19 protein-coding genes and 2 pseudogenes are annotated in these 22,859 nt (G+C 45.5%); 5 read left to right on the top strand and 16 right to left on the bottom strand.

Annotation, left to right across the window (positions count from 1 at the left end):
* From BKN38_RS02910 to BKN38_RS02885, 7 genes and pseudogenes are all read right to left on the bottom strand, one after another.
* A complete protein-coding gene (locus tag BKN38_RS02910; RefSeq protein WP_066454912.1) occupies positions 1-1,356 on the bottom strand; it encodes a RodZ family helix-turn-helix domain-containing protein in 1,356 nt (451 codons plus the stop codon).
* A gap of 8 nt (positions 1,357-1,364) precedes the next feature.
* A complete protein-coding gene (gene rlmB / locus BKN38_RS02905) occupies positions 1,365-2,051 on the bottom strand; it encodes a 23S rRNA (guanosine(2251)-2'-O)-methyltransferase RlmB (protein ID WP_066454910.1) in 687 nt (228 codons plus the stop codon).
* 138 nt (positions 2,052-2,189) lie between these two features.
* A pseudogene (locus BKN38_RS02900) lies at positions 2,190-3,251 on the bottom strand (ribosomal RNA small subunit methyltransferase I); the annotation flags it as partial.
* 19 nt (positions 3,252-3,270) lie between these two features.
* The gene (gene rpmE / locus BKN38_RS02895; protein ID WP_066454904.1) at positions 3,271-3,474 is read right to left on the bottom strand and encodes a 50S ribosomal protein L31; all 204 of its coding nucleotides are present in this window, start codon (positions 3,472-3,474) and stop codon (positions 3,271-3,273) included.
* 29 nt (positions 3,475-3,503) lie between these two features.
* Positions 3,504-3,662, bottom strand: coding sequence for a hypothetical protein (locus tag BKN38_RS10970; protein ID WP_156528160.1), 159 nt, complete (start codon positions 3,660-3,662; stop codon positions 3,504-3,506).
* Entirely contained in the window at positions 3,649-4,764 is a 1,116-nt protein-coding gene (gene glf, locus BKN38_RS02890; RefSeq protein WP_066454901.1) for a UDP-galactopyranose mutase, read from the bottom strand. Before glf ends, BKN38_RS10970 begins: the two co-directional genes overlap by 14 nt.
* A gap of 50 nt (positions 4,765-4,814) precedes the next feature.
* Positions 4,815-5,855: a DUF4422 domain-containing protein gene (locus BKN38_RS02885; protein ID WP_066454898.1), complete on the bottom strand. Its 1,041-nt coding sequence runs from the start codon at positions 5,853-5,855 to the stop codon at positions 4,815-4,817.
* Between the two features lie 367 nt (positions 5,856-6,222).
* Between BKN38_RS02885 and BKN38_RS02880 the strand changes: the two genes are divergently transcribed.
* The 3 genes and pseudogenes from BKN38_RS02880 to BKN38_RS02870 all read left to right on the top strand — a co-directional run bounded on the left by BKN38_RS02880 (position 6,223) and on the right by BKN38_RS02870 (position 9,600).
* Positions 6,223-7,464, top strand: a complete 1,242-nt coding sequence (locus BKN38_RS02880; protein WP_066454895.1) for an efflux RND transporter periplasmic adaptor subunit — start codon at positions 6,223-6,225, stop codon at positions 7,462-7,464.
* Positions 7,465-7,471: 7 nt separating this feature from the next.
* A pseudogene (locus BKN38_RS02875) lies at positions 7,472-8,134 on the top strand (ABC transporter ATP-binding protein); the annotation flags it as partial.
* 251 nt (positions 8,135-8,385) lie between these two features.
* Positions 8,386-9,600: an ABC transporter permease gene (locus BKN38_RS02870; RefSeq protein WP_066454892.1), complete on the top strand. Its 1,215-nt coding sequence runs from the start codon at positions 8,386-8,388 to the stop codon at positions 9,598-9,600.
* 375 nt (positions 9,601-9,975) lie between these two features.
* On the opposite strand, the gene BKN38_RS02865 is transcribed toward BKN38_RS02870, so the two are convergent.
* The 7 genes from BKN38_RS02865 to pyrG form a co-directional block, all read right to left on the bottom strand.
* Positions 9,976-11,148: a hypothetical protein gene (locus BKN38_RS02865; RefSeq protein ID WP_066454889.1), complete on the bottom strand. Its 1,173-nt coding sequence runs from the start codon at positions 11,146-11,148 to the stop codon at positions 9,976-9,978.
* Positions 11,138-12,364 (bottom strand): hypothetical protein, encoded by a 1,227-nt coding sequence (locus BKN38_RS11670; RefSeq protein ID WP_066454884.1) that lies wholly within the window; start codon positions 12,362-12,364, stop codon positions 11,138-11,140. Before BKN38_RS11670 ends, BKN38_RS02865 begins: the two co-directional genes overlap by 11 nt.
* A gap of 63 nt (positions 12,365-12,427) precedes the next feature.
* On the bottom strand, positions 12,428-12,595 hold the full coding sequence (locus BKN38_RS10965; protein WP_156528157.1) for a hypothetical protein: 168 nt from the start codon (positions 12,593-12,595) through the stop codon (positions 12,428-12,430).
* Complete coding sequence (locus BKN38_RS02855) at positions 12,574-12,936, bottom strand: hypothetical protein (RefSeq protein WP_066454880.1); 363 nt, start codon at positions 12,934-12,936, stop codon at positions 12,574-12,576. Before BKN38_RS02855 ends, BKN38_RS10965 begins: the two co-directional genes overlap by 22 nt.
* Entirely contained in the window at positions 12,867-13,412 is a 546-nt protein-coding gene (locus tag BKN38_RS02850; protein ID WP_066454877.1) for a hypothetical protein, read from the bottom strand. The genes BKN38_RS02855 and BKN38_RS02850 overlap by 70 nt, the downstream gene beginning before the upstream one ends.
* 388 nt (positions 13,413-13,800) lie before the next feature.
* Positions 13,801-15,480: a single-stranded-DNA-specific exonuclease RecJ gene (recJ, locus tag BKN38_RS02845; RefSeq protein ID WP_066458582.1), complete on the bottom strand. Its 1,680-nt coding sequence runs from the start codon at positions 15,478-15,480 to the stop codon at positions 13,801-13,803.
* Positions 15,480-17,174, bottom strand: coding sequence for a glutamine hydrolyzing CTP synthase (pyrG, locus tag BKN38_RS02840; protein ID WP_066458585.1), 1,695 nt, complete (start codon positions 17,172-17,174; stop codon positions 15,480-15,482). Before pyrG ends, recJ begins: the two co-directional genes overlap by 1 nt.
* Before the next feature lie 89 nt (positions 17,175-17,263).
* On the opposite strand from pyrG, the gene BKN38_RS02835 reads away from it, so the two are divergent.
* Together BKN38_RS02835 and BKN38_RS02830 are read left to right on the top strand one after the other, a co-directional pair.
* Positions 17,264-18,742 (top strand): M48 family metallopeptidase, encoded by a 1,479-nt coding sequence (locus BKN38_RS02835; RefSeq protein WP_066458588.1) that lies wholly within the window; start codon positions 17,264-17,266, stop codon positions 18,740-18,742.
* 36 nt (positions 18,743-18,778) lie between these two features.
* A complete protein-coding gene (locus BKN38_RS02830) occupies positions 18,779-20,005 on the top strand; it encodes a HemK/PrmC family methyltransferase (protein WP_070957680.1) in 1,227 nt (408 codons plus the stop codon).
* Between the two features lie 65 nt (positions 20,006-20,070).
* On the opposite strand, the gene BKN38_RS11665 is transcribed toward BKN38_RS02830, so the two are convergent.
* Entirely contained in the window at positions 20,071-21,225 is a 1,155-nt protein-coding gene (locus BKN38_RS11665; RefSeq protein ID WP_233712810.1) for a hypothetical protein, read from the bottom strand.
* Positions 21,226-21,443: 218 nt separating this feature from the next.
* Positions 21,444-22,808 (bottom strand): TonB-dependent receptor plug domain-containing protein, encoded by a 1,365-nt coding sequence (locus tag BKN38_RS11660; RefSeq protein ID WP_070957678.1) that lies wholly within the window; start codon positions 22,806-22,808, stop codon positions 21,444-21,446.
* Between the last annotated feature and the right edge of the window lie 51 nt (positions 22,809-22,859).

Below are 22,859 nucleotides of genomic sequence, written 5' to 3'. Positions count from 1 at the left end.
TTAGCGCACCTGCTCGGAGAGTCGTTTGTAAGTTTGGTTGTCTATCTTTTTAAACCCATTTTCTGGCTCATAGATGAAATAAAGCGGATAGTTGCTTTTCTCAAAAGTAAAAGGCTCGCCATTCATCGTGAGGTTGAAATTGCTATGTCCAAAGGCGAGTAGCCAGCGGTGATTGTCGGTTTTGATAGAGTAGCTGTCGCTCGTGACGCCTTGGTATTTGCGGCGGTTGGTGTCAAGGTCGATGATGTCAAACCAAAGCATGATGTTGGTGGTTATCATCATATTGCGCGAGGTGGGGTATAGGGCGCTCTGTATGGTGCTGGATTCTGCGCTTTGGGTTTGCGTTGATGCGCTGGATTCTGCGTTTTGGCTTGGTGCGCTGGCGGAAGTGCTAGCAGAAGAGTTGCTGGAATTTGCGCCGCTAGAATTTGCATTGGCGTTTGCGCCGGCAGCACTCGCGCTAGAATCCGCATTTTGACTTGGCACGCTTACATCTATCGCGCCATCTTCTGCGCTTTCATCGCTAGCATCGCCTTTAGATTCTGCGCCTTCTTGCGCGTCGCCCGCTTTGGCATCAGCGTCGATATCTTGTATCGTGCGGTCTTCTTCTTGGCTGCTTATGTATTTGCTCGCGATGTTTTGGTAGATGAGATAGGCGAAAACCACGATGATGACGCTTATAAAGGTTAGGTAAAATTTCTGCTTGGAGCTGGCTTGCTTTTTGCGCTCATCGATAGCGTCATATCGCCGCTTTTGCGTATCTAGGCTCAAATCTTGCACCTGCACGCTTTTTTCTGCCTTTACTTCTGGCTTTTTGTTTTTGCTTTTTTGCTGCGCTTCAAATGCCTTTAGCACGCCGGAGAGATCGAGCTTATACTCGCGCTCAAGGATTTGCAAAAAGCCCACCAAATGCACTCTTTGGGTGTGCTCGAAGTTGCCATCTAGTATGTCTTGGATTCTGGCGGTTGAGATTCTAGTTTGGTGTGCTATTTCTTTGACGCCGATTTTGCGTAGTTTTTCTAGGTTTTCTTGGGTTAGATTTTTGGCCTCTTCGCTTTTGGCAGAATCTTGGCTTATTTGCTTGGCACTAGATTCTGATGCGCGCGCAGATTCTGCGTTTTTGCCAGAATCCAATTTGGCAGAATCTAAATTAGCAGAATCTGTTTTTGTCGCGTCCGCTTTGGCAGAATTTGCTTGGCTAGATTCGGCCTGATTAGACTTTTCCGCGCTCGCTCCCACTTTTTCTAGCCCCTTGCTTGGGTCAAATATCATATCTTTTTGCAAATCCTTTTGCGCGCCCTTATCCGCGCTATTTGCCAAGCCTTTTTCTGTGGTCTTTTTGCTATTTTCTTTCATCATAAACCTCACAAATTAGAATCTAAATGCGACATCATTATGCCCGCCGCGACGCTGACATTTAGCGAGTCGAAGTCGGCGCGCATTTTTATGGATAGCATTTTATCGAGTTTTTTTGAAATTTTTGCTATTAATCCTTCACTTTCATTGCCCAAAAATAGCGCCCACTTCTGCGCGGGGCTAAAATGCGCCACATCCTCGCCGCTCATATCCGCGCCATAGAGGCAAAATCCAGCCGCTTTTAGCTCGTTTATGAGTGAGAGCGGATTTTCTTGCACGCAAAAAGGCATATCAAACGCCGCGCCCGCAGAAGCGCGGATGATGCCTTCAATCTTTGGGCTAGCGATTTGCGTGATGATGATACCCCGCACCCCCAAACAATACGCGCTGCGAAAAATCGCACCAAGATTGCCAACATCGCTAATCCCACAAAGCACCAAAAGCCTAGAGGCCGCCTTTAGCTCGCTAAGTGGCGTAGAATCTAACGGCGTGATTTTTGCCAAAATACCTTGATGATTGCCCCCATGCGCTAGGGCTTGCGCCTTTTTGGGATCGAGGCGCAAAATAGGCTTTTTGCTCGCGCTAAAAATTTTGAAGCTTTGTTTGTCCCATTCTTTGGTGACATAGATTTCTTGGATAATATCAGCGTGGTTTTTTAGCGCATAGAGCACCACTTGCTTGCCATAGATTATCATTTATTTTCCTTTATGTTTTGCTTTTGTGGTGTTGGTTGCGCGGTTTTGGTTGGGCGCGTGTTTTTGCGCTTGGCGCGCGCGATTTGGATTCTCATTTTCTTGCTTTATTTGCTCGTTTTGCGCGCCCTGCGTCTGCTCGATAAGTTCTTTGTAGATTTGTTTGGCATCTTTATCATGTAGCTTTGCTAGCAGTTTGGCGGTGGTTTTGGTAGGCAGGGTTAGATTTAGGATGTCATTTTCATCAAGGCGCAGGGATTTTGCTTTGGATGCGATGATGACAAGCGCCCATTCGCCTTGGATATTGGCATTTTTTAGCTCATTTAGCAAAGATTCTGGCGTGCCATAGAAGGATTTTTGATGCAGCTTTGTCATCTCTTTTATCGCGAAAATGTGGGATGTGGGCGCAAGGAGCGCAAAATCTGCCAAAGATTCTAGCAGCCTATGGGGGCTTTCATAAGCGATGATTGGCATATCAGAATCTATGAGATGCAGAATCTGCGCGCGCCTAGCCTCTCTTTTTTGCGCCAAAAATCCGCCAAAGATGAATGCATTGGATTCTACCCCGCTAAAAGTGTAGGCAAGGCTTAGCGCGCAAGCCCCGGGCAGCACATCATACGCGATGCCTTGCGCGCGCGCAAAAGCCACTAGTGCAGCGCCCGGGTCGCAGATGCTAGGCATGCCCGCATCGCTTATGTATATGACATTTTGCGCAAAAAAATCGGTCAAATTATTGGTGTTGTTGGGATTGTTTGGGTTGCTTGAGTTGTTTTGGCTGTTGGAGTCATTTGGAGTGTCGGATTCTCCAGATAATCGCGTGAAAAAATCGCTCGCATTATGTGAGTGCAGGGAGATAAATTGCTTATTGGCTGGGTTTAAAGTGTGGCGCGCGCTTGTTTGCGTATTTGCCCGCGCGTTTGCCACATTGGCGCTAGATTCTGCACCAGAATCTAATCGCGCGTTAGAGTTGCCGCCTGCCTCGTTTAGCTTGTTTCCGCCAGATTCTTTTGCGCTAGATTCTGTGGAGTTTGGCACGAGATTGGCACGCACCAAATCTTCATACCGCTCATAAAGCAGGGCAAAAAGCCTTTTGCTTACGCGCGTATCCTCGCACAGCACGACATCTGCCGCACTCATCGCGCCCAGCGCGCGCAGTGTGATATCGCCTAGATTCCCTAGCGGTGTAGGCACTATGGTAAGCATAGGCGAGCGGTCGCGGGCGTTATTTCATATTGTATTTTTGGCGGAAGCGCTCTACTCTTCCGGTGGCATCGGCGATTTTGTCGCTTCCAGTGTAGAAAGGGTGGCAGAAGCTAGAGATGTCGATTCTTAGCGTTGGTTTGGTGCTTAGCACTTCGATTTCTTTGCCGCTTGTTACGCAAGTGACTTTGCAAGGCACATATTCTGGGTGGATTCCTTTTTTCATCGTTTTCCTTTTGTAATGGGGTGCATTTGTCATAAAAGCGCGGATTCTAGCAAAAATAATGTTAAAAACATATTAATGTATTTAATCTGCACGCTAGAATCTAAAAAACATAAAAACCATTTGGCGCTAGAATCCGCACGCCAAAAATCGCGCCAGAATCCAAAAAACCAGAATCTAAAGCCCTTCAAAAATCTCCAGCGCGCGCAAAATCGCCTTATCCATATCATAGTATTTATACTCGCCTAGCCGCCCGATGAAAAACACGCCCGGCAGGCTTTTTGCCTTGCTGGCGTATCGCTCGTATTGCGACATGGCTTCTTTTGTCGGCATAGGATAGTAGCGCTCATCGCCCCGCTGCCACGCTTTGGGGAACTCATAGGTGATGATAGTGCGTGGCGTGCGCGTATCTAGGAAATATTTGTGTTCGATGATGCGCGTGAAATCATAGTTTTTAGGATAGTTTATCACTGAATTTTTACCAAAATACTCGCGCTCTAGCTCGACATTTTTTAGCTCCAAGCTCCGATATGGCAGCTCGCCAAACTCATATGCAAAATACTCATCTATCGCGCCACTATAAAACACGCGATCAAACCCGCTAGAATCCACGCTGCTAGCCTCGGTGTTTAGCCGCACTTCTATGAGCGGATTTTCTATCATTTTGGCAAACATTTTGCTATAGCCTTGCAGCGGGATGCCCTGATATGCGTCATTTGGGAAGTAGCGATCATCTTTGCTTATGAGGATTGGCACGCGCTCAAACACGCTTTTATCAAGCGCTTCTGGCGCGCATTGCCACTGCTTTAGTGTGTAGTGCAGAAAAATATTTTCATAGATGAAATCAGCGATAATTTTTAGATTCTCATCATTTTGCTCGCGCAGCTGCATGATGCTAACCCTCGCACCAAAGCCAAAGGATTCCAGCAGGCTTGATTCTAGCGCTTTGGCTTGGTGTTTGGGAAATATCGCATGGAGCGCGTTTAGGTTGAAAGGGATGGGGATAAGTTTGCCATGCACGAGCCCTAGCACGCGGTGCATATAGGGATAAAACAGCCCAAAACGCGTGATATACTCCCAGACTTTGGCACTTTGCGTGTGGAAAATATGCGCGCCATATTGATGCACCAAAATGCCATTATGATCGCTATCCGCGCAGTTGCCGCCGATATGTGCGCGCCTATCGATAAGCAGCACGCGCTCTTTTTTGACATTGGCAAGCCGCTCGGCAAGCACAAGCCCGCTAAGCCCAGCGCCTATGATTAGGTTTTTGCATGTTTGGGTGGTTGGCATGTTTAGCCCTTGTTATTTTTGTATATTTTATCGCAGAATCTTAGCGTATTTTAAGCGCTTTTGTTTTGGATTTTGCTTTTCCACACGCGCAAGCCAAAAATAAAAAGCCTTTTATGCTCGCCGCTTGTGGAGAATCCAAAAATCGGATTATCCTTTATCATCTGCAATAATGGCGCATAGCCAAAGCGCAATTCCGGATTTTGCACCCGCTTATACTCAAGCCACACATTAAAAAGCCGCTCAGCCAAAAACCCAAAAACTCGCGCTTGATATTTATCATAGCTTTTATAAGGGATCTTGTCCTGCACGCCAAAAAGCACGCTAAATAGCCACTCACAATACTCAAAAAATAAATCTTTTCGCATAATAAACATATTTGCGATACTCCAATGTGTGGGCTTAGCAAAAAGCGCAGAATCTAGCGCATCGCTCATATGTGGATAATGGCTTTTGATATACTCTATGCAGGTATCCAAATCGCTGCTAGGATGGGCGAGCGCATAGTTTTTATAAAGCGGGTCGAGCTCATTTTTGCCGCTATTTATGCAGGCGGTGGTGATGATATCATATTGCGCGACTTTTTGGCGGATATTTTTATCATCTAGGCCACATAGGATTTTTAGCAAGTTCGCATTTATGACCCTCGTGCGCGTCTGGGCAAATCTAGCGAAACGCTCCATAAATCTTAGATTAAACACACGCCGATAATGAAACAACCCATAATATTCAGAATCCAAATTTTTCCACGCCCAATAAATCGCAGTCAGCTCGCAAAAATAAGGATTTAGCGCGCTGATATTTTCTCCCACATCATCGCGCAAAACTAGCGCGCTTTGACTTTTGCTTTCAGGCGCGCTTGCTTGCGCGTCGCTATTTGCGCGCTTTTTGCCACTAGCTTTTTCTAGATAAGAGATGATAGATTCTGCCTTCTCGCCCATATTTGCCGCACCCACGATGATGGAGCGCAGATATTTTCCAGCAATCACAGGCTTTGATATCTGATGATAGCACACGAGAATAGATATTTTTGCCTGCGTGGATATTTTTGGCGTATTTGGTCGATAGTTTTGCTTGGACGCAGAATCTGGCATAATAATCCTTGAAAATTAATAAAGCAAAATATTGCCCGCGCGAGGCTTGCGTAAGGCATGCGTGCGCGCTTTAGTTTAAGTGGCGCAAAACCAAAGCGAGATTTTATCAAAGCAATCTTTATGCATACATTAAAATCACCCAAAAAATACCCATAAATAGCCACATTATTTTAGATTCTAGCGCCTGCCAAAAATCAAAAAAAAAAAAAACGCAAATTTGCCAAAAATGCATTTTTGCGCCACTTTATCTTTATTTCACAATCCATTCTTATAATGCCGCGCATTGATTATTTGTGATGTTTGCAGATTTGCTTAGATTTGCAGTTTTTGCTAAAATACTAGCATTCATTACTATATTAGGATTACGATGAATACACAAGACATATACGCGCGCCTCACGCCGCCAAAGAAGCATTTGCTTAAGTGGATTATACCTATCATCATCGCACTCATCGCGCTTGCAGGCATTGGATTCTGGATTTTTAGCGCGCAGACGCCAAGCTACACCTACAAAACCAGCAAGCCAAAAACGCTTACCATCACGCAAACCGTCTCTGCCACCGGCACGCTTTCGCCGACCGACACGGTGGAGGTGGGTAGTCAGATCTCTGGGCGCATAGAATCTGTGTTTGTCGATATAAACGATGAAGTCACGCAAGGGCAAGTCATCGCGCGCATCAACCCAGAAAAGCTAAACCAGACGCTTGCCAAACAGCGCGCCAACCTCGACTCTGCGCGCGCGCAATACAACCTAAGCCTAGCGACTTATCAGACAAATGAGTGGAATTATAAACGCCTAAAAGAGCTCTATGAGCGCACCGGTGGCAAATCGCCCTCGCAACTTGAGCTAAGAAACGCGCAGCTAGAGTATGAAACCTCCAAGCAAAACATCGAAGTCAATAAATCAAACATCGCAAACATAGAATCCGATGTCAAAAGCGCTGAAATCGATCTCAAAAACTCCGTCATCGTAAGCCCGATAAATGGCATCGTGCTAGAGCGCAGTGTAGATCCGGGGCAGACGGTGGCAGCGAGCTTCCAGACACCCACACTTTTCAAGCTTGCCAAAAGCCTAGAGACGATGAGCCTAGTGGTAAATGTCGCAGAATCTGACATCGGCAAGGTGCAAAACGGACAGCAAGTTGTTTTCTCTGTGGATGCGTATCCAGATGTCGAGTTTAAAGCAAAAGTAGATAGAGTGAGCTATGCTTCTACCGAGGATACGACAAATAACATCATAAGCTATGAGACAAAGATTCTCGTGGATAACAAAGCTTTGCTTTTGCGCTCTGGCATGAGTGCGACTGCAAATATTCTCGTGCAGACAGAAAAAGACACGCAGACTATCCCTATAAGCGCGCTTTATTACGAACCGCCAAAAATAAAAACCAGCCAAAAATCCTTCTCTTTCGGGCAAAATCCACCGCGCCCACCGGGAGGTAGAATCTCAACCGCCAAAAAAATAGGCAAAACTATCTATATCCTAAAAGATGGCGTGCCTACGCCTTTAGAAGTGGAAGTTGGCATAAATGATGGCATAAACGCGCAAATCATAAGCCCTAGACTTGATGAAAACACGCTCATCATCACCTCTTCGCAAGCCAAATGAGCCACGCATGAGCTTCATCTCACTCAAAGACATTCACAAAACCTATGACGCGGGCTATCAAGCGCTGCGTGGCGTGGATTTGGAGATAGAACAAGGCGATTTTGTCGCGATGATGGGACCTTCTGGCTCTGGCAAATCGACTATGGCAAATATTTTGGGCTGTCTAGATTCTCCAAGCAGCGGGACTTATATTTTTAATGGCGTGGATGTTACCAAGCTTTCGCGCAAGCAAAAGGCGATGCTTAGGCGCTTTTATATAGGTTTTATTTTTCAGGGGTTTAACCTGCTTTCGCGCACTTCAGCGCTTGAAAATGTCGAGCTGCCGCTTTTGTATCGCGGCGTGGATAAGCATGTGCGCCACGCCAAAGCGATGCAAGCGCTTGAAATGGTGGGGCTTGACAAATGGGCGCACCACTCTAGCAATGAGCTAAGTGGCGGGCAGCAGCAGCGCGTGGCTATCGCGCGGGCTATCGCTTCAGAGCCTATGTTTTTGATAGCGGATGAACCTACTGGGAATCTTGACTCCAAGCGGAGCGTGGAAATCATGCAGCTTTTGCAGTCGCTAAATAGCGATTTTCATATCACCATCCTTATGGTGACGCATGAAAGCGAGATGGCGGATTTTGCCAAAAGGGAGCTGCACTTTTTGGATGGAAAAATACAAATGGATAAGCCAAAGGGCGCAAATATCGCTTTAGATTCTCGCACTAGCGCAGAATCCCATTTGGCAGATTCTAGTTTAGCAGAATCTAATTTGGCAGAATCCCATTTAGCAGAATCTAATTCGGCGGATTCTAGTTTGCCGCAATCCAATCTAGATTCTAGCGCGCCAGATTTCATAAACGCAGAATCCCTCGCTTCAGATTCTGCACCTTTGGATTCTGCCATAGAATCTAACCCCACGCACGCAAGGAATCCCTAATGTTTCTAAACGCATTCGCACTAGCGCTCAAACAAATCCGCCGCAATATGTTGCGCGCATTTTTGACGATGCTAGGCGTCATCATCGGCGTGGGGAGCGTCATCGTGATGATAGCTATCGGAAATGGCGTCAAAGCAAACATCCAAAAACAAATCCAAAGCCTAGGAAGCAACATCATCATGGTGCATACAGCGCGCGGGTTTGCGAGCGGCGGGGGCGCGCTCAAGCGAAACTTCAGCCAAAACGAAGTCTCCATCCTCAAAAAAAATCTAGGCATGGCAAAAGCCGTAGCACCCGTAGCTTCAAGCGAAACGCTCGTGCGCTATGGTGGCAAAAACGCGCAGGTGCAGGTAAATGGCGTGGATATGGACTATCTCATCGCCACGCAGTGGAAGCTGCAATCTGGCAGGGAAATCACCGAGCGCGAGTATGATTCTGGTGCGAGGGTGTGTCTTATCGGCACGAGCGCGATAAATGAGCTATTTGGCAATGAAAATCCGCTGGGCGCGCGTGTGCGCGTGAAAGATAGCGTGTGTGAAATCATCGGCGTCCTAGAATCCAAAGGGCAAGGCGGTATGGGTAATGATCAGGATAATGTGATTTTGATGCCGCTAAAGGCGTTTTCTAAATTTGTTTTTGGCGCTACGAGTATGTTTTTTATCTCTAGAATTATGATTTCGCTAGAAGATGGCGTAGATAGCACGCAAGGCGTGGCGAAACTGCGCGAGATAATGCTGCAAATCCGCCCGCCACAAGAAGGACAGCGCGAGCGGTTTGAGATATGGGATACCAAAGAGATGGCAAAGACTATGGAAGAGACGACAAAGACGATGACGCTTTTTCTAGGCTCTATCGCAAGTGTCAGCCTCGTGGTGGGGGGCATTGGCATCATGAATATCATGCTGGTATCTGTCACAGAGCGCACGCGCGAGATCGGCACGCGGCTGGCTATCGGCGCGCTTGAAAGCGAAGTGCTGATGCAGTTTCTTGTCGAGTCGGTGGTGATTAGTATGCTTGGGGGGCTTATTGGGATTTTTATCGGGTTTTTTGTCGCGCTTTTTGCGAGTTTTAAGATGCTTATACCTTTTGTGTTTGACTGGTGGGTGGCGCTTGGTGCGTTTGGCGTCTCGGCACTCATCGGCGTGGTGTTTGGCTATATCCCTGCCAAAAAGGCTTCTATGCAAGATCCTATAAAAGCGCTAAGGTATGAGTAGAGGGCGTAAGGTATAAGCGAAAAGCGTTTGGGATTGCTATTGCTAAAATGATATTTGCTTGCAAGAGTCGATATTTGACTTGCAAAAGTTAATGATTTGCTTGCAAAATCTAAGCCTTGCTCGCAGAATCTGATTTTTGTCCGCCTTATTGGCTAGCTAGCAAAATAAGCAAACCCCGCTTGCCCGCCGGCTAATCTATCAGCAAAGCAAAACATATCAAGCAAGGCAAGATAAATAATAGATTCTGTCTAAAATATGAATAAAAATCGTTTAAAGCAAGCCTATTTTTGCTTCTCGCATAAATCTTGGCTTCGCATAAATCTCACTTCGCATAAATCTCACTTGGCTTTTTGCGTTGAAGCGCGCTTGCATGCGCTACTCATCTTCTGTTTTCATCTGCGAGTTGTGTATATAGCCCACTATTGCTTGCTCTGCTTTTGTTACATTTGGCGGGAAATACACCACCTTTATCCATCTTGGCTTTTTGGGGTCTAGCCTTTCTGGTCTCTTGCCTCGTGGCTTGCCTATCATATCTTGGATATTTGCCTGCAGGTCGTTTTTGTAATAATTATCGGGCGTGTTGTATTCGCCATAGGTTAGGTTAAATACAGCAGAGCTATCAAAATCTTTTTTATAAATCTTTGCTAGAATCTTGCCATTTGGGCTTTGGCGCAGATTGACAAAATCATCGGTGGTGTCAAGTTTTATTTTAAAATTATCACTAACAGCATTGATATTGACACCATTATATTCAAAATACTGGTATTTGTCCCTATCAAACATCTTTTCATCAATTTTGCGTAGAATTTTTAGATTTTTTGTCATTAGGGTAACTTCATCGTCTTGATAACACGCAGTATAAAACATCCCAAAAGAAGAATATGTATCATTTGGCGAATCTTGCGTGTAGGCTCGTGTCGCCACCTCAAGCTCCACCTCAAACCCAACCTCTCCAGCCAGCCCATCCAAATACCATTGCGGTATTTGACTTTTTATCATTTTGTATGTTTGTGCGTTGTGCTCCAAAATAACATTACTAGCACCAAAATGGCTGGTAGCTACGCTCATATCATCCGCCTCAAAGCTTATATGTATAGCTTCATCACAATCTGCTATATTATAATTCGTGCTAAATATTAGCTTACCTTTTAGCTTGAGTGGCTTTTTGAGCGCGTATTCACAACCTTGAGCACCATCACCATTAAAGCAATAACGCTGAAACTTTATATTTCCATCGTCATCTCTGTATTCGCCATACCACACCGGGCGGAAGTATTCTTTGCCAAACTTATAATACCTCTGCTCTTGCTTTGAGCATGGCTTATCATTTTCGCTGGCATTAGGCCTGTAACAATTCCCACCAAAACCAAACCTTATCCAATATTCCTCCTCTTCTGCTATCTTTTGTTTGTCTTGTAGTATATTAGCAATTTCATCACTATCAGAATCACCAAAAGCAAAACTAGCCAGCACTAGCCACAAAGTCACAAACAGCACTTTTTTCATCATCGATACGCTATTTTCCATTATCGCCATACTATTTTGCATCATTGCTCCTTATTACTCCTGTGGTTTTTTTCATCTGCGAGTTGTGTATATAGCCCACTATTGCTTGCTCTGCTTTTGTCACATTTGGCGGGAAATACACCACCTTTATCCATCTTGGCTTTTTGGGGTCTAGCTCTTCTGGCCTCTCACCTCGCGGCTTGCCTATCATGTCTTGGATATTTGCTTGCAGGTCGTTTTTGTAATAATTATCGGGCGTGGCATATTCGCCATAGGTTAGGTTAAATACAGCAGAGCTATCAAAATCCTTTTTATAAATCTTTGCTAGAATCTTGCCATTTGGGCTTTGGCGTAGATTGACAAAATCATCAGTGGTGTCAAGTTTTACTTTAAAATTTGGAATAAATTCATTGCTTCCTTCATCTCCATATTTATCCTTATCGAACATCTTTTCATCGATTTTGCGTAGGATTTTTAGATTTTTTGTCATTAGCAAACCATAACCGCCACATGCAGAATAATCCAGATTGACAGAATACTCAAGAGACCAAAAGTTTAATGCATCAGTTCGCGTCGCTACTTCAAGCTCCACTTCAAACCCAACCTCTCCAGCCAGCCCATCCAAATACCATTGTGGTATTTGGCTTTTTATCATTTCGTATGTTTGCGCGTCGCGCTCAAAATCCACATTGCCAATATTAAAAAGATCGGTAGCCACGCTCATATCATCGGCCTTGAAGCTTACATGTATAGCTTCATCACATGCATCCACACTATAATCCGTGCTAAATATTAGCTCACCTTTTAGTTTGAGTGGCTTTTTGAGTGCGTATTGGCAAAATCTCTCCGCTGCATTATCAAAGCATATTGTTTGAAAGTATTTTTTGCCATTTTCTTCATATTCGCTATACCATATTGGACGAAAATATTCTTTGCCAAACTCATAACTCTCTCGCTCCCGCTTTGTGCATAATAAATCCAAATCCTCCCTAAAAATTTCATCCCCATGAAGAATGCATCGCTTGAATCCAAACTCTAGCCAACGCTTTTCTCCCTCCTCTACAAATCGCCTATCTTTCATCATATCAGAATCCCAACTGCTAAATCCCAAGATATAGTCATAATAAGAATTTGACGATTTATCATCGGCAATATCATCACCATACGCAAAGCTAGCCAGCGCTAGCGACAAAGTCACAAACAGCACTTTTTTCATTATTGATGTGCTATTTTTCATCATTGATACACTATTTTGCATCGTTGCTCCTTTTTTCATCATCGCACCTTGTGGTTAGTGGTGGGACATTTGACAAACAGCCGCTTAGCAAGCGCGCAAGCGCATTGTCTGATAGGTGGATTTCGCGTCGTTTATCTGCGAGTGCTGAGATGCAGAATTTGAGAAGTTGCCAGAATCCACAGAATCCACAGAATCCACAAATATCACAAATCCCACAAATCCCGCTGCTTCTACCTCGTGATTCTTAGACAAAAATCCGCGTCACCAAAGCGCGACATGCAGTTTTGAAACTCGCGACTATTGGTAGGATGCGACCAGTCATTTAGCATATCGACGATGAGCTCGACAAGCGGTATCGTGATGGTGATGCCTATCATGGATTGGTTTATGGGGCTGTGGAATCCGATGGGTGCGAGGTTGTCTTGGTGCAGGCTGTATCGATAGCCCGCATCCACATAAAACGCGCGATATCCGATGTGTAGCCCCGCGTTTATATATGCGCCGCGCGTGCCTTTGGCGATTTCTAGGTTGTCGTATTGGCGCCACTCATACCCGCCGCCGCCATAGATTCCGACATATTGGGAAATCGCCATATCGCATCCGCGCCCACGCTATAGCTGCCAAATTTTATATTTCCCGCATTTGTCAGCGCAAAAGAGGATAGGGTGTATTGCCCTTTGATATGCGCGCCGAGATTGCCATTTTTGTTGAAAAGTGCGAGTTTGGCGCCCATAGTGAAGCCATTGCCGCTTTGTTCGCTCTGAAATGGCGCGCTATACCAATGCCTCTCATCAAATATCCCGCCATAGCGCGCATAGCCCAAATCTATCAAAAATCCATTGCCGCTGCTGTTGCGTTTGCTGGAGTTGCGCTCATTTGTATCTGCTGCAAGCGCGCTGGTGCTAGCAAATAGCGCGATAGCTATGAATGCTACACGCGCAAATAGTGATAAATCAAGCGGGCTATAGCTTTTTGCCCTTGTTGTCGCGTTTGTTATTGCTTGTGCTGTCCTTACTGCTGCGTTTGTTGTCGCGCTTGATAATGATAAAAAATGCCCTGTTTTAGTCATAATTTATCCTTTTTGGGATTTGGCAGAATCTAGATTCTGCATATTTGGGCTAGATTCCAAAGGATTATAGCAGAATCCAAAGCCACAAATCTAAACACAAAAAAACGCAAAAAACTCAAAAACAAAAATCGCCAAAAATATAAAAATACAAAATAAAACCAGAATCTAGCGGGATTTGGCGAGTGGCAGAATCTAGCGGGCGAAAGGATTTGGCAGGATTTTAGTAGATTTTGGCAAGCAGCAGAATCTAGCAGAATCTAGCAGAATCTAGCAGAATCTAGCAGAATCTAGCAGAATCTAGCAGAATCTAGCAAGGCAAAGCATTTGGCAGAAGCATTTGCCAAAACAGCCTAGCGCAGCAAGGCAGCCAGCGCCACAGCATCGCGATTTACGCAAGCTCCATTGACTGCAAAATCATAATGGGCTTTTTGCTAAAAAAATCCACCTGCAAGCCAAACTTCACGCGCACAATATCACCGCTCCCAAAATCATCATCGCAAAAAAAGTAAATCCCCTCCACAGCAGTGTCCATGAAGCCAAACTTTTTGTGAATCTGCTTTATCTTTTGCGTCCAGCCTATACGCAAAATGCTCTCAAACACCGGCTTTGGATTCGCCTGCCCATAGGGCTCAAACTGCTCTAGCAGCAAAAATAACTCTTCATCGATGTCTTTTGGGTTTATCGCGCCAAACACCGCAGAATCCGCCCCGCCCTCTTCGCGCATCGGCAAATCATCAAGCTCCTCCAAAAACGCGCAAAACTCATCAAATCGCGCCTCATCTATCGCCACGCCAGCCGCTTTGAAATGCCCGCCAAACTCGCCCAAAATATCTTTAGCGCGATTTAAAACGCCTATCAAATCCACCTCGCCAAAACTCCGCGCGCTACCCTTTAGCCCGTGATTTTTCGTCCTAGAGAAAATAAACGCTGGACGCCGAAAATGATCTGCAAGCTGCGCGGCTGCGATGCCTAGCACACCCTCATGCCAATCATCATTTTTGGCAATTATCGCGTTTTGATAGATTCTGGCATTTTGCATCGCCTCTTCTTGCACGCTTTTGGCAGTGGATTTGCGCGCGACATTTAGCGATACGAGCTCCTCATAAAGCCTCTCGCTTCGCGCCTCATCATCACATAGCAAAAACTCGCTAGCCACCCTACCCTCGCCCATACGCCCAGCAGCATTTAAAAGCGGCGTGATAGAAAATGATACATCAGTGGCGGTTGGTTTGGGGGATCTTAGCCCCTTTTTTAGCTTTTTTACCGGCAAAAATTTCGTATCTTGTATGCTTTTCAGCCCATAAAGCACGACGCATTTATTTATCTGGGTAAGTGGCATCATATCAGCGATAGTCGCTAGCATCACAAGCTCTAGCAAAGGTGTCAGCCTCACATCAGCGCCCAGCGCGATACGCACGCCAGCGCAGAAATACCACGCCACCATCGCGCCACAAATCTCAGCCTGCGGGAAGCTGCAATCGCTTTGCTGCGGATTTATGATAAAAGACGCCCTTGGCAGAATCTCTTTTGGCAAGTGGTGATCGGTGATGATAAGATCGATGCCATTTTCCGCGCAGTATTCGCCCGCTTCATAGGCAGTGATGCCATTATCCACGGTGATTATCACATCGCTAGGATTTTGCTTGATGATATTGACTGATAAGCCATAGCCATCGGTGAAGCGGTTTGGGATGATGTATTTGACGCGCTTGTATCCTATCATCTCAAAAAACTTCATCATCACGACACTAGAAATCACGCCATCCACATCATAATCGCCCACGACCAGAATCTCACTACCTTCATTTATGTGCTTAGCGATTAGCTTGCTTGCCTGCTCACAGGATTTTAGCGCGTAAGGATGCGGGAGGGATGAAAGCGTCTTATACTCCCAGCCCTTAGTGCGCTCTTGCAATATCTCAAAAATCGCTCTTTTATCAAGCAGTGGTGCGCTTAGGTCTGATAGGCGTGCTAGCACACTAGAATCTAGCGCGCTGTATTCGCTTGCCATATTATTTGCGCTATCGTTTGCGCCGCTATTTATGCCACTATTTGCAAAGCCGCTCACTATCGTTGCCCGCCATAGTTGGATTTATGTTTAAACTCGTGTTGAGATGCGTGTTTGGATTCTAGTGCTTTTTTGACAAAGGCTAGGATTATGGGGTTTGGATTCTGCAAGCGCGAGGTAAATTCTGGGTGAAACTGCACGCCCACAAAAAATGGATGATCTTCTATCTCGATAGTCTCAATCAGCCCATTTTTAGACTCTCCGCTGATGATTAGCCCGCTAGATTCTAGCATTTTGCGGTATTTTGGGTTGGCTTCATATCGGTGGCGGTGGCGCTCTTTTATGGTGCTTTGCTTGTTGTAGGATTCATAGATTTTACTGCCTTTTTTTAGCACGCATTCATACTCGCCAAGCCGCATAGTCCCGCCCATAGGCGAAGTGTGCGTGCGTAGCTGGCTTATGCCTTGCTGATCGATAAAATCCTCTATCAGATAGATAAAAGGCTCTTTGGTATCCGCGTCAAACTCGCTAGAATTCGCCTCTTTGATGCCAAGCACATTGCGCGCAAACTCGATGATGCTAAGCTGCATGCCAAGGCAGATCCCAAGGAAAGGGATTTTGTGCTCGCGCGCGTATTGGATCGCGGTGATTTTGCCTTCAATCCCGCGCTCGCCAAATCCGCCGGGGATAAGGATAGCATCGACATCATTTAGTATGCTAGTGTCGCTAGAATCTAGGCTTTGGCTATCGATCCATTTGATATTTACGCGCGTGTCGGTGTTTGCGCCCGCGTGGATGAGTGCTTCGGTGAGTGATTTGTAGGATTCTTTGAGATTTAGGTATTTGCCAACAAAAGCGATGGTGATGTCATCTTTTGGCGATAAAATCTTTTTCACCAGCAAATCCCAATCCTGCATATCAGGTGCTAATTCTTTTAGCTGAAATCGCCTAGCGATAGGGGTTAGAATCCCTTCTTTCAAAAAGTTTAGCGGGCATTGATATATGCTTTTGGCATCGAGCGCCTCTATCACGCTATCATCATCGACATCACAGCTCAAAGCAAGCTTGCGCTTCAAATCTTTAGATAGCGGTTTTTCTGATCTTGTGAGGATTATCTGCGGGGAGATTCCGATGCGGCGGAGTTCTTGCACGCTGTGTTGCGTGGGCTTTGTCTTTAGCTCGCCAGCAGCGCGCAGAAGCGGGATGAGTGTGACATGGATGCTTATGACTTGAGATTTTGGCAATTCATGCTTGATTTGTCGCATCGCTTCAAGGAAGGGTAGCCCCTCCATATCGCCCACCGTCCCGCCAAGCTCGACTACTAAGAAATCAAAGCCCTTGCCTACGGATTTTATGCGCCTTTTTATCTCATCGACGATATGCGGGACGATTTGGATGGTTTTGCCTAGGTAGTTGCCTTTGCGCTCGTTTTCTATGACAGATAGATACACTTGCCCGGTGGTGAAGTTGTTTGCGCGGCTGAAGCTTGTGTTTAGAAACCTTTCATAATGCCCCACATCAAGATCTGTCTCTGCGCCATCAGCCGTGACAAACACCTCGCCATGCTCTAGCGGGCTCATCGTGCCGGGATCGACATTGATATAGGGGTCGATTTTCAAAATCGCCACTTTGTATCCACTCTGCTTCAAAAGCGTGGCGATAGATGATGATGAAATGCCCTTGCCAAGCGAGCTTAAAACTCCGCCGGTGACAAATATATACTTGGTATTTGTCTTTGTATTTGTGCGCTCCATAAACCTTCCTTTATTATGTGTGTTTTATGTGGCTTGTATTGCGCTTAGCGCCGCTTAGTAGATTCTAAAGCCCACGCGCTAGAATCCGCTTGAGAGAATCCGCTAACCAAAACATTTGCCAGAATCCACTTGCCAAAACTTTTGGTGAATACTATACAAAAAGCGCTTACAAAGTTATTATTTATAGATTTATATTTTTGTTTTACAATTATGCAAATTTGCAAAATGGATTCCACAAGTTAGATTCTATAGAATCTAGCACGCAACTACACGACACGAAGGACAAAGACATGCTCGCTTTTTGCCTATGCTATATTGTTTTATTGACTATTCCTAGCGTTTTGGTGGATTGGATGCAGATGCGCCACATCAGAAATTTCTCCAAAAAGCCAGCCGTCATTCTCCCCGCCAAAGACTACGCCACCAGCGCAAAATACTCTATCGAAAATCTTAGATTCTCTATCATAAATAGCCTTGTTGATGCAGTGGTGTTTGTGTGCTGGGTGTGGTTTGGGCTGGCGATATGGCAGGATTTTTTGGTGGAAGAATCCGCGTTTGGCTTTATTGTGTTTGTGCTTGGATTTGTCATCATAAACTCTTTGGTGCATCTTCCGCTAGATGCTTACAAACAGCTTGTGCTTGATAAAAAATATGGCTTTTCTAGCGTGAGTGTGGGGATTTTCCTAGCTGATACGATAAAAAGCATCATGCTTATCGGGGTGTTTGGGTTTGTCGTGCTGTGGATTCTGCTAGGTGTTATGGAGTTTGCTTATTGGTGGTTGGCTGGGTTTGGCATCGTGTTTTGCCTCGTGGTGCTTATAAATGCCTTTTATCCCACACTCATCGCCCCTATTTTCAACACCTTCACGCCATTGAATGACGAAAGCCTAAAGACTAGAATCCAAGATCTCATGCAAAAAGCGGGATTTTGCGCCAATGGCATTTTTGTCATGGATGCAAGCCGCCGCGATGGCAGGCTAAATGCGTATTTTGACGGGCTTGGAAGCTCTAAGCGCGTGGTGCTGTTTGACACACTGCTTGATAAGGTAAGCTCGGATGGCTTGCTTACGATTCTAGCGCATGAGCTAGGGCATTTCAAACACAAAGACATCGTTTTCAACCTCTTGATAACTGGCATCATACTTTTTGTGCTGTTTTTTATCGCGGGGAATCTGCCAAGCGCTGTTTTTACTGACCTAGGACTCGCGGAAAACCACGCGACCACGCTTGTGGTGCTGCTGCTGATATCGCCTATTTTGTATTTTTGGGCGATGCCGCTGATTGGGTATTTTAGCCGAAGGGCGGAGTATAGGGCGGATAGCTATGGCGCATCGCTCACGAGCGCGCACTGCCTCAAAGAAGCGCTCATCCGCCTAGTGAATGAAAACAAAACCTTCCCCTACGCGCACCCTGCGTATATATTTTTCCACTACACGCATCCGCCGCTGCTTAAAAGGCTATGCGCGCTAGATAAGCTGGATAAAAATCGCGCAAATGGCGCGAGCGGAGCGAATGGCGTGAATGGCTCAAATCACGCCGGCGTGAGCCAAAATGTGGCGACAAGCTAGGGTTTTTGGGCTTTTGTTATTTGGGCGATTGCTTGCTTGGCTGATTTTGCGATGTTTGATAAGAGATTAGATTCTGGCGCGCCAAATATAAAAGATGCGCCTTGCATAAAAAATGTGTGGTGCATAAAAGATGCACTATCGTGCGCGGTGTCTATACTTAGAGTGCGACACAATGCAGAATCTGATGCAGCAAAACATAATAGCGCAGAATCTAGCGAGCATTTAGACGCTGGGGATTCTGACATAGATTCTGCTTTTTTAGATTCTGCCTTTCGCCCGCGATTAGAAGCGGAGATTTTGCTAGCTTTTGTTTTGGATAAGCCGCGTGTATGGCTTCACACGCACGATACGCAAGCGCTCTCAAGCGATGATTGGCAGCGGTTTTTAGCACTCATCCACAAGCGCGCCGAGTCTTATCCTATCGAGTATCTCACAAAAAGGGCTAGTTTTTGGGATATGGAGCTTTTTGTGGATGAGGGTGCGCTCATCCCGCGCCCAGAATCCGAAATCCTCGTGCAAAAAGTATGCGAGGTGTTGCGCGAGCATATTTTGCGCGACGCGGATTCTGGTTTAGATTCTGGTTTAGATTCTGGTTTAGATTCTGGTTTAGATTCTGGTTTAGATTCTGGTTTAGATTCTGGTTTAGATTCTGGTTTAGATTCTGGTTTAGATTCTGGTTTAGATTCTGGTTTAGATTCTGGTTTAGATTCTGGTTTAGATTCTGGTTTAGATTCTGGTTTAGATTCTGCTACAAAGCCCGCACTCGAGCGCCACATCGCGCGCATAGTAGAGGTAGGCGCAGGAAGCGGGGCGCTTAGCATCGCTATCGCTAGAAGCGTAAAATCCGCGCGCATCATCGCCACAGACATTAGCCAAGACGCGCTAAAAATCGCCGCGCGCAATGTGGCGGATTTTGGTTTGCAAGAGCGCATAGAGCTCGTGCGTGCGCCATTTTTGGGCGATATTGACATGAGCGGCGTTGATTTGGTGTTTTCCAACCCTCCTTATATCGCCGCTTCTTACGCGCTGCCCCGCAATGTCGCGTTTGAGCCCATAAGCGCGCTGGTGGGCGGCGAAAAAGGCAGCGAGGTGCTAGAGGAGCTCATCGCGCGATGTGCGCGCGCTCGCGTCAAGTGGCTAGTGTGTGAAATGGGATACGACCAAAAGCCCATAATGCAGCAAGTGCTATCACTGCATGGCTACAAAGCGGAGTTTTACAAAGATCTCGCCGGACTCCACCGCGGCTTCATCGCATATTTATAATACATTTTGCGCTTAAATTTTTGGCATTATAAATCTTGCCTTGGGGTAAGTGCAATAACTACGGCTCACAGCTTATACCCCACCTCTACCCAAAACTGCCGCCCGACTTCATATATTGGCGTGGCAGCGAAGTTATTGTTGCCAATCGTGCCAGAGAAATTGTAAATAGCCATATTTCTATTATCTAGCACATTAAATATATCAAAATTCACAAAAAGCGTATTTTTGCGCCATACATCCACTTCAAAGCCCACGCGCATATCCCAAGTGAAAGCGGTTTTTATATCAAATGGTCTAAAAGTAGCCACAGGCGTAAGCACGCCATCTATCACAAAACTATCGCGATTAGCATTGTTTGTGTTTGCCATTGTTGTGTAGTTGCTTCGGATTCTAAAAAAGTTATTCCATAGCCACTTAGTGCGCCAAATATTAAAGGCGTGCGTGGTGGTTAGCCGGATGGTGTGAGGTCGGACGAAATTCGTAGCTGGGCGGTCAGCATATCGGATGAGTTGTCCATTCCAGCTTATCCATTCATTATTTAGCTCGCCACTAGTCAAATCAGTGCTGTAGTCTTCATAGTTTCGCTTGACATTTGTCCAGTCAAAGGCAAAAAGAAAGTAGTTTTTCACACGCCAGATATTTATAGGCGTATTGTTTTGTATGCTTAGGGTTACCACATCAGTATCGCTTCTGCCTTCGTTGGTGTATACTCTAAGGTCTGATGTCAATGTGCTATTAGAAGCGCAATTTGGAGAACTTAAGCTTCCATCCGGCGCACTACACATTCTCCTAATCTCATCTCGCCCATTTCTCCTTATATACTTGGCATTAATGTTAAAGACAAATAGATTCTGCGATATCCCTGCCATAAACTCATCGCTATATGGGACGCGTAGCTGGTCGAAATTTGTATCATTTTTGTTTTGCGTTGCAGTGGCATTTTCCCATAAAATGCCCGGATTTGCTCTAGTTAATGTAGATTGCAATGAGCTACGCCCATCCATAAGCGCATAGGTAAAAAGATTGCGCCCATAGTAGCGATTGACACCTAGATTTAGCATAGTTGCAAAATTATGTCCAAACTCCCATTTATTCCATGGCGCTACATAGTTTAGGCTAAATCTTGGGGCGATAGGTGCTTTATTCATATAGGTATCATAGTCTAGGCGCAAGCCAAAGCGCGCAGTAATCTTACCTAAAAATCCTAGACTAAACCCCATCGCATCCTCTATATATGCTGCGAGAGTGGCATTATCAATATTAATTTTGCCAGCCTTATATAGAGTTACGCTATTAATCCATTGTCCTTGATTGTTTCTCCATGTGTTTTGTTGGCTTGTGCTTAATTTTGATATATCTACTTGTGAGCTTGAGCACCATTCTGATTCGGCGCATGATTGAGCCGCTGTTAATTGCCTTATAGCACCTCTTTGCATCATCATATCATCATATCATCATATCGTTCATATTTCGCATTGACATAGCCCACCTCGCCACCAGCGACAAACACATTTTCCCAGAATCCAAGAGTTAGCGGCTTGAAGTCTTGATTTATCTTTAGGTTGAAATTAATCTGCCTAGTATCCACATTGCCATAGCCACCCTCGCCATTGTTACCATTTGGATTCCAGTTTTTTTCTGCACTATATAGCCATGATTTATAATCAGTGGCTGAGTTTCTGCGAGAGTTATCCATCATGCTGAAGTTTGTCTGCGCAGTGAGAAATCCTAGCGCATTATCCCATAATGCCTTTAGTGTGGCTTGATGCCCGCCACTTACGAGATCAAAATCCGAATTTATGGAATTTAAGATAAAATATTCATTGTATTGTGGCATATACGCATAGCTAGCCTCTAGCCTAAAATCACTCGTCACATCATAGTTGCCTTTTAAGAAAAAGTTATAGCTTTGGCGCTTTTGTGTTTTTCTATAGCTATCCAAAACAGGTTCTGTTTGTTCTGTGCCATAGGCATTCAGCGGTATAAAGCTTTGTGTGGTAGAAAAGCTAGCGATGATTCCTGCTTTGTCGTTGATTTTGGATTCTAGGCTAGAGCGGATGACATGCTTTATAAAGTTTGGTTGGTTTCCTGCACTTGTGGAGTTTAGGAAGTTTTCTAACTCTTGATTGCCTGTATCATATATATGATATTTTGTCATCGAAAATGCGCCGGGCGTGGCGTCACCTTGCGTGACTTGATAGCTGATTTTTGCGCCAAATTTTTTGGTGGCTCTTTTGGTGTTTGCCTCGACGACACCACCGGTAAATCCACCATAAGCCGCACTCACATTACTATCTTGCACTTTTATGGATTCTAGGAGGCTGGTATCGACATTTAGCCCTTGTGAGCGTCCGGGTAGGGCGGTGGTTGCTACTGGATTTGAGCCGTTTGAGCCGGCAGGATCTAAGTCATTATTCATATTAAACCCATCTAGCTGGAAGTTGTTTTGATAAAACAGCCCGCCGCTGATGCTGATATTTGCCGGGTCTATTTCGCCGGGCGTGGTGCTTCTTAGCTGCGCGTTGTCATACTGCACATTTGGTAGCATCCTAAGCAGGCTCGTGATGTCGCCATTTCCGCTAGGGTTTGACTCTATCATGCCGCGCGAGATAGTGCCGGCGGCGGAGTTGTATTTATCCTCTTTTTCTTTCGCGCCGATAGCGGTGATTTTGCTTAGTGTTTTGGATTCTGTGTCGCCAGAATCTAGCTTTTGGGATTCTGCGTCTTGCGTGTCTTGTATGCCTTGCGCGCTTGTGGCGTTTTGCGTATTTTGCGCGCTGGATTCTGGCAAATCATTTGGCAATGCTTGCGCGGATGAGAGGCAGAGGGTGGCGCAATTAGAGTGCTTGTATTT

Origin of the sequence: Helicobacter sp. CLO-3, from assembly GCF_001854545.1 — a bacterium.
In the GTDB taxonomy this organism is placed as follows: Bacteria; Campylobacterota; Campylobacteria; order Campylobacterales; family Helicobacteraceae; genus Helicobacter_B.
Note: the sequence above shows the minus strand (reverse complement) of the source record. Positions and strands in the feature narration are given on the sequence as shown.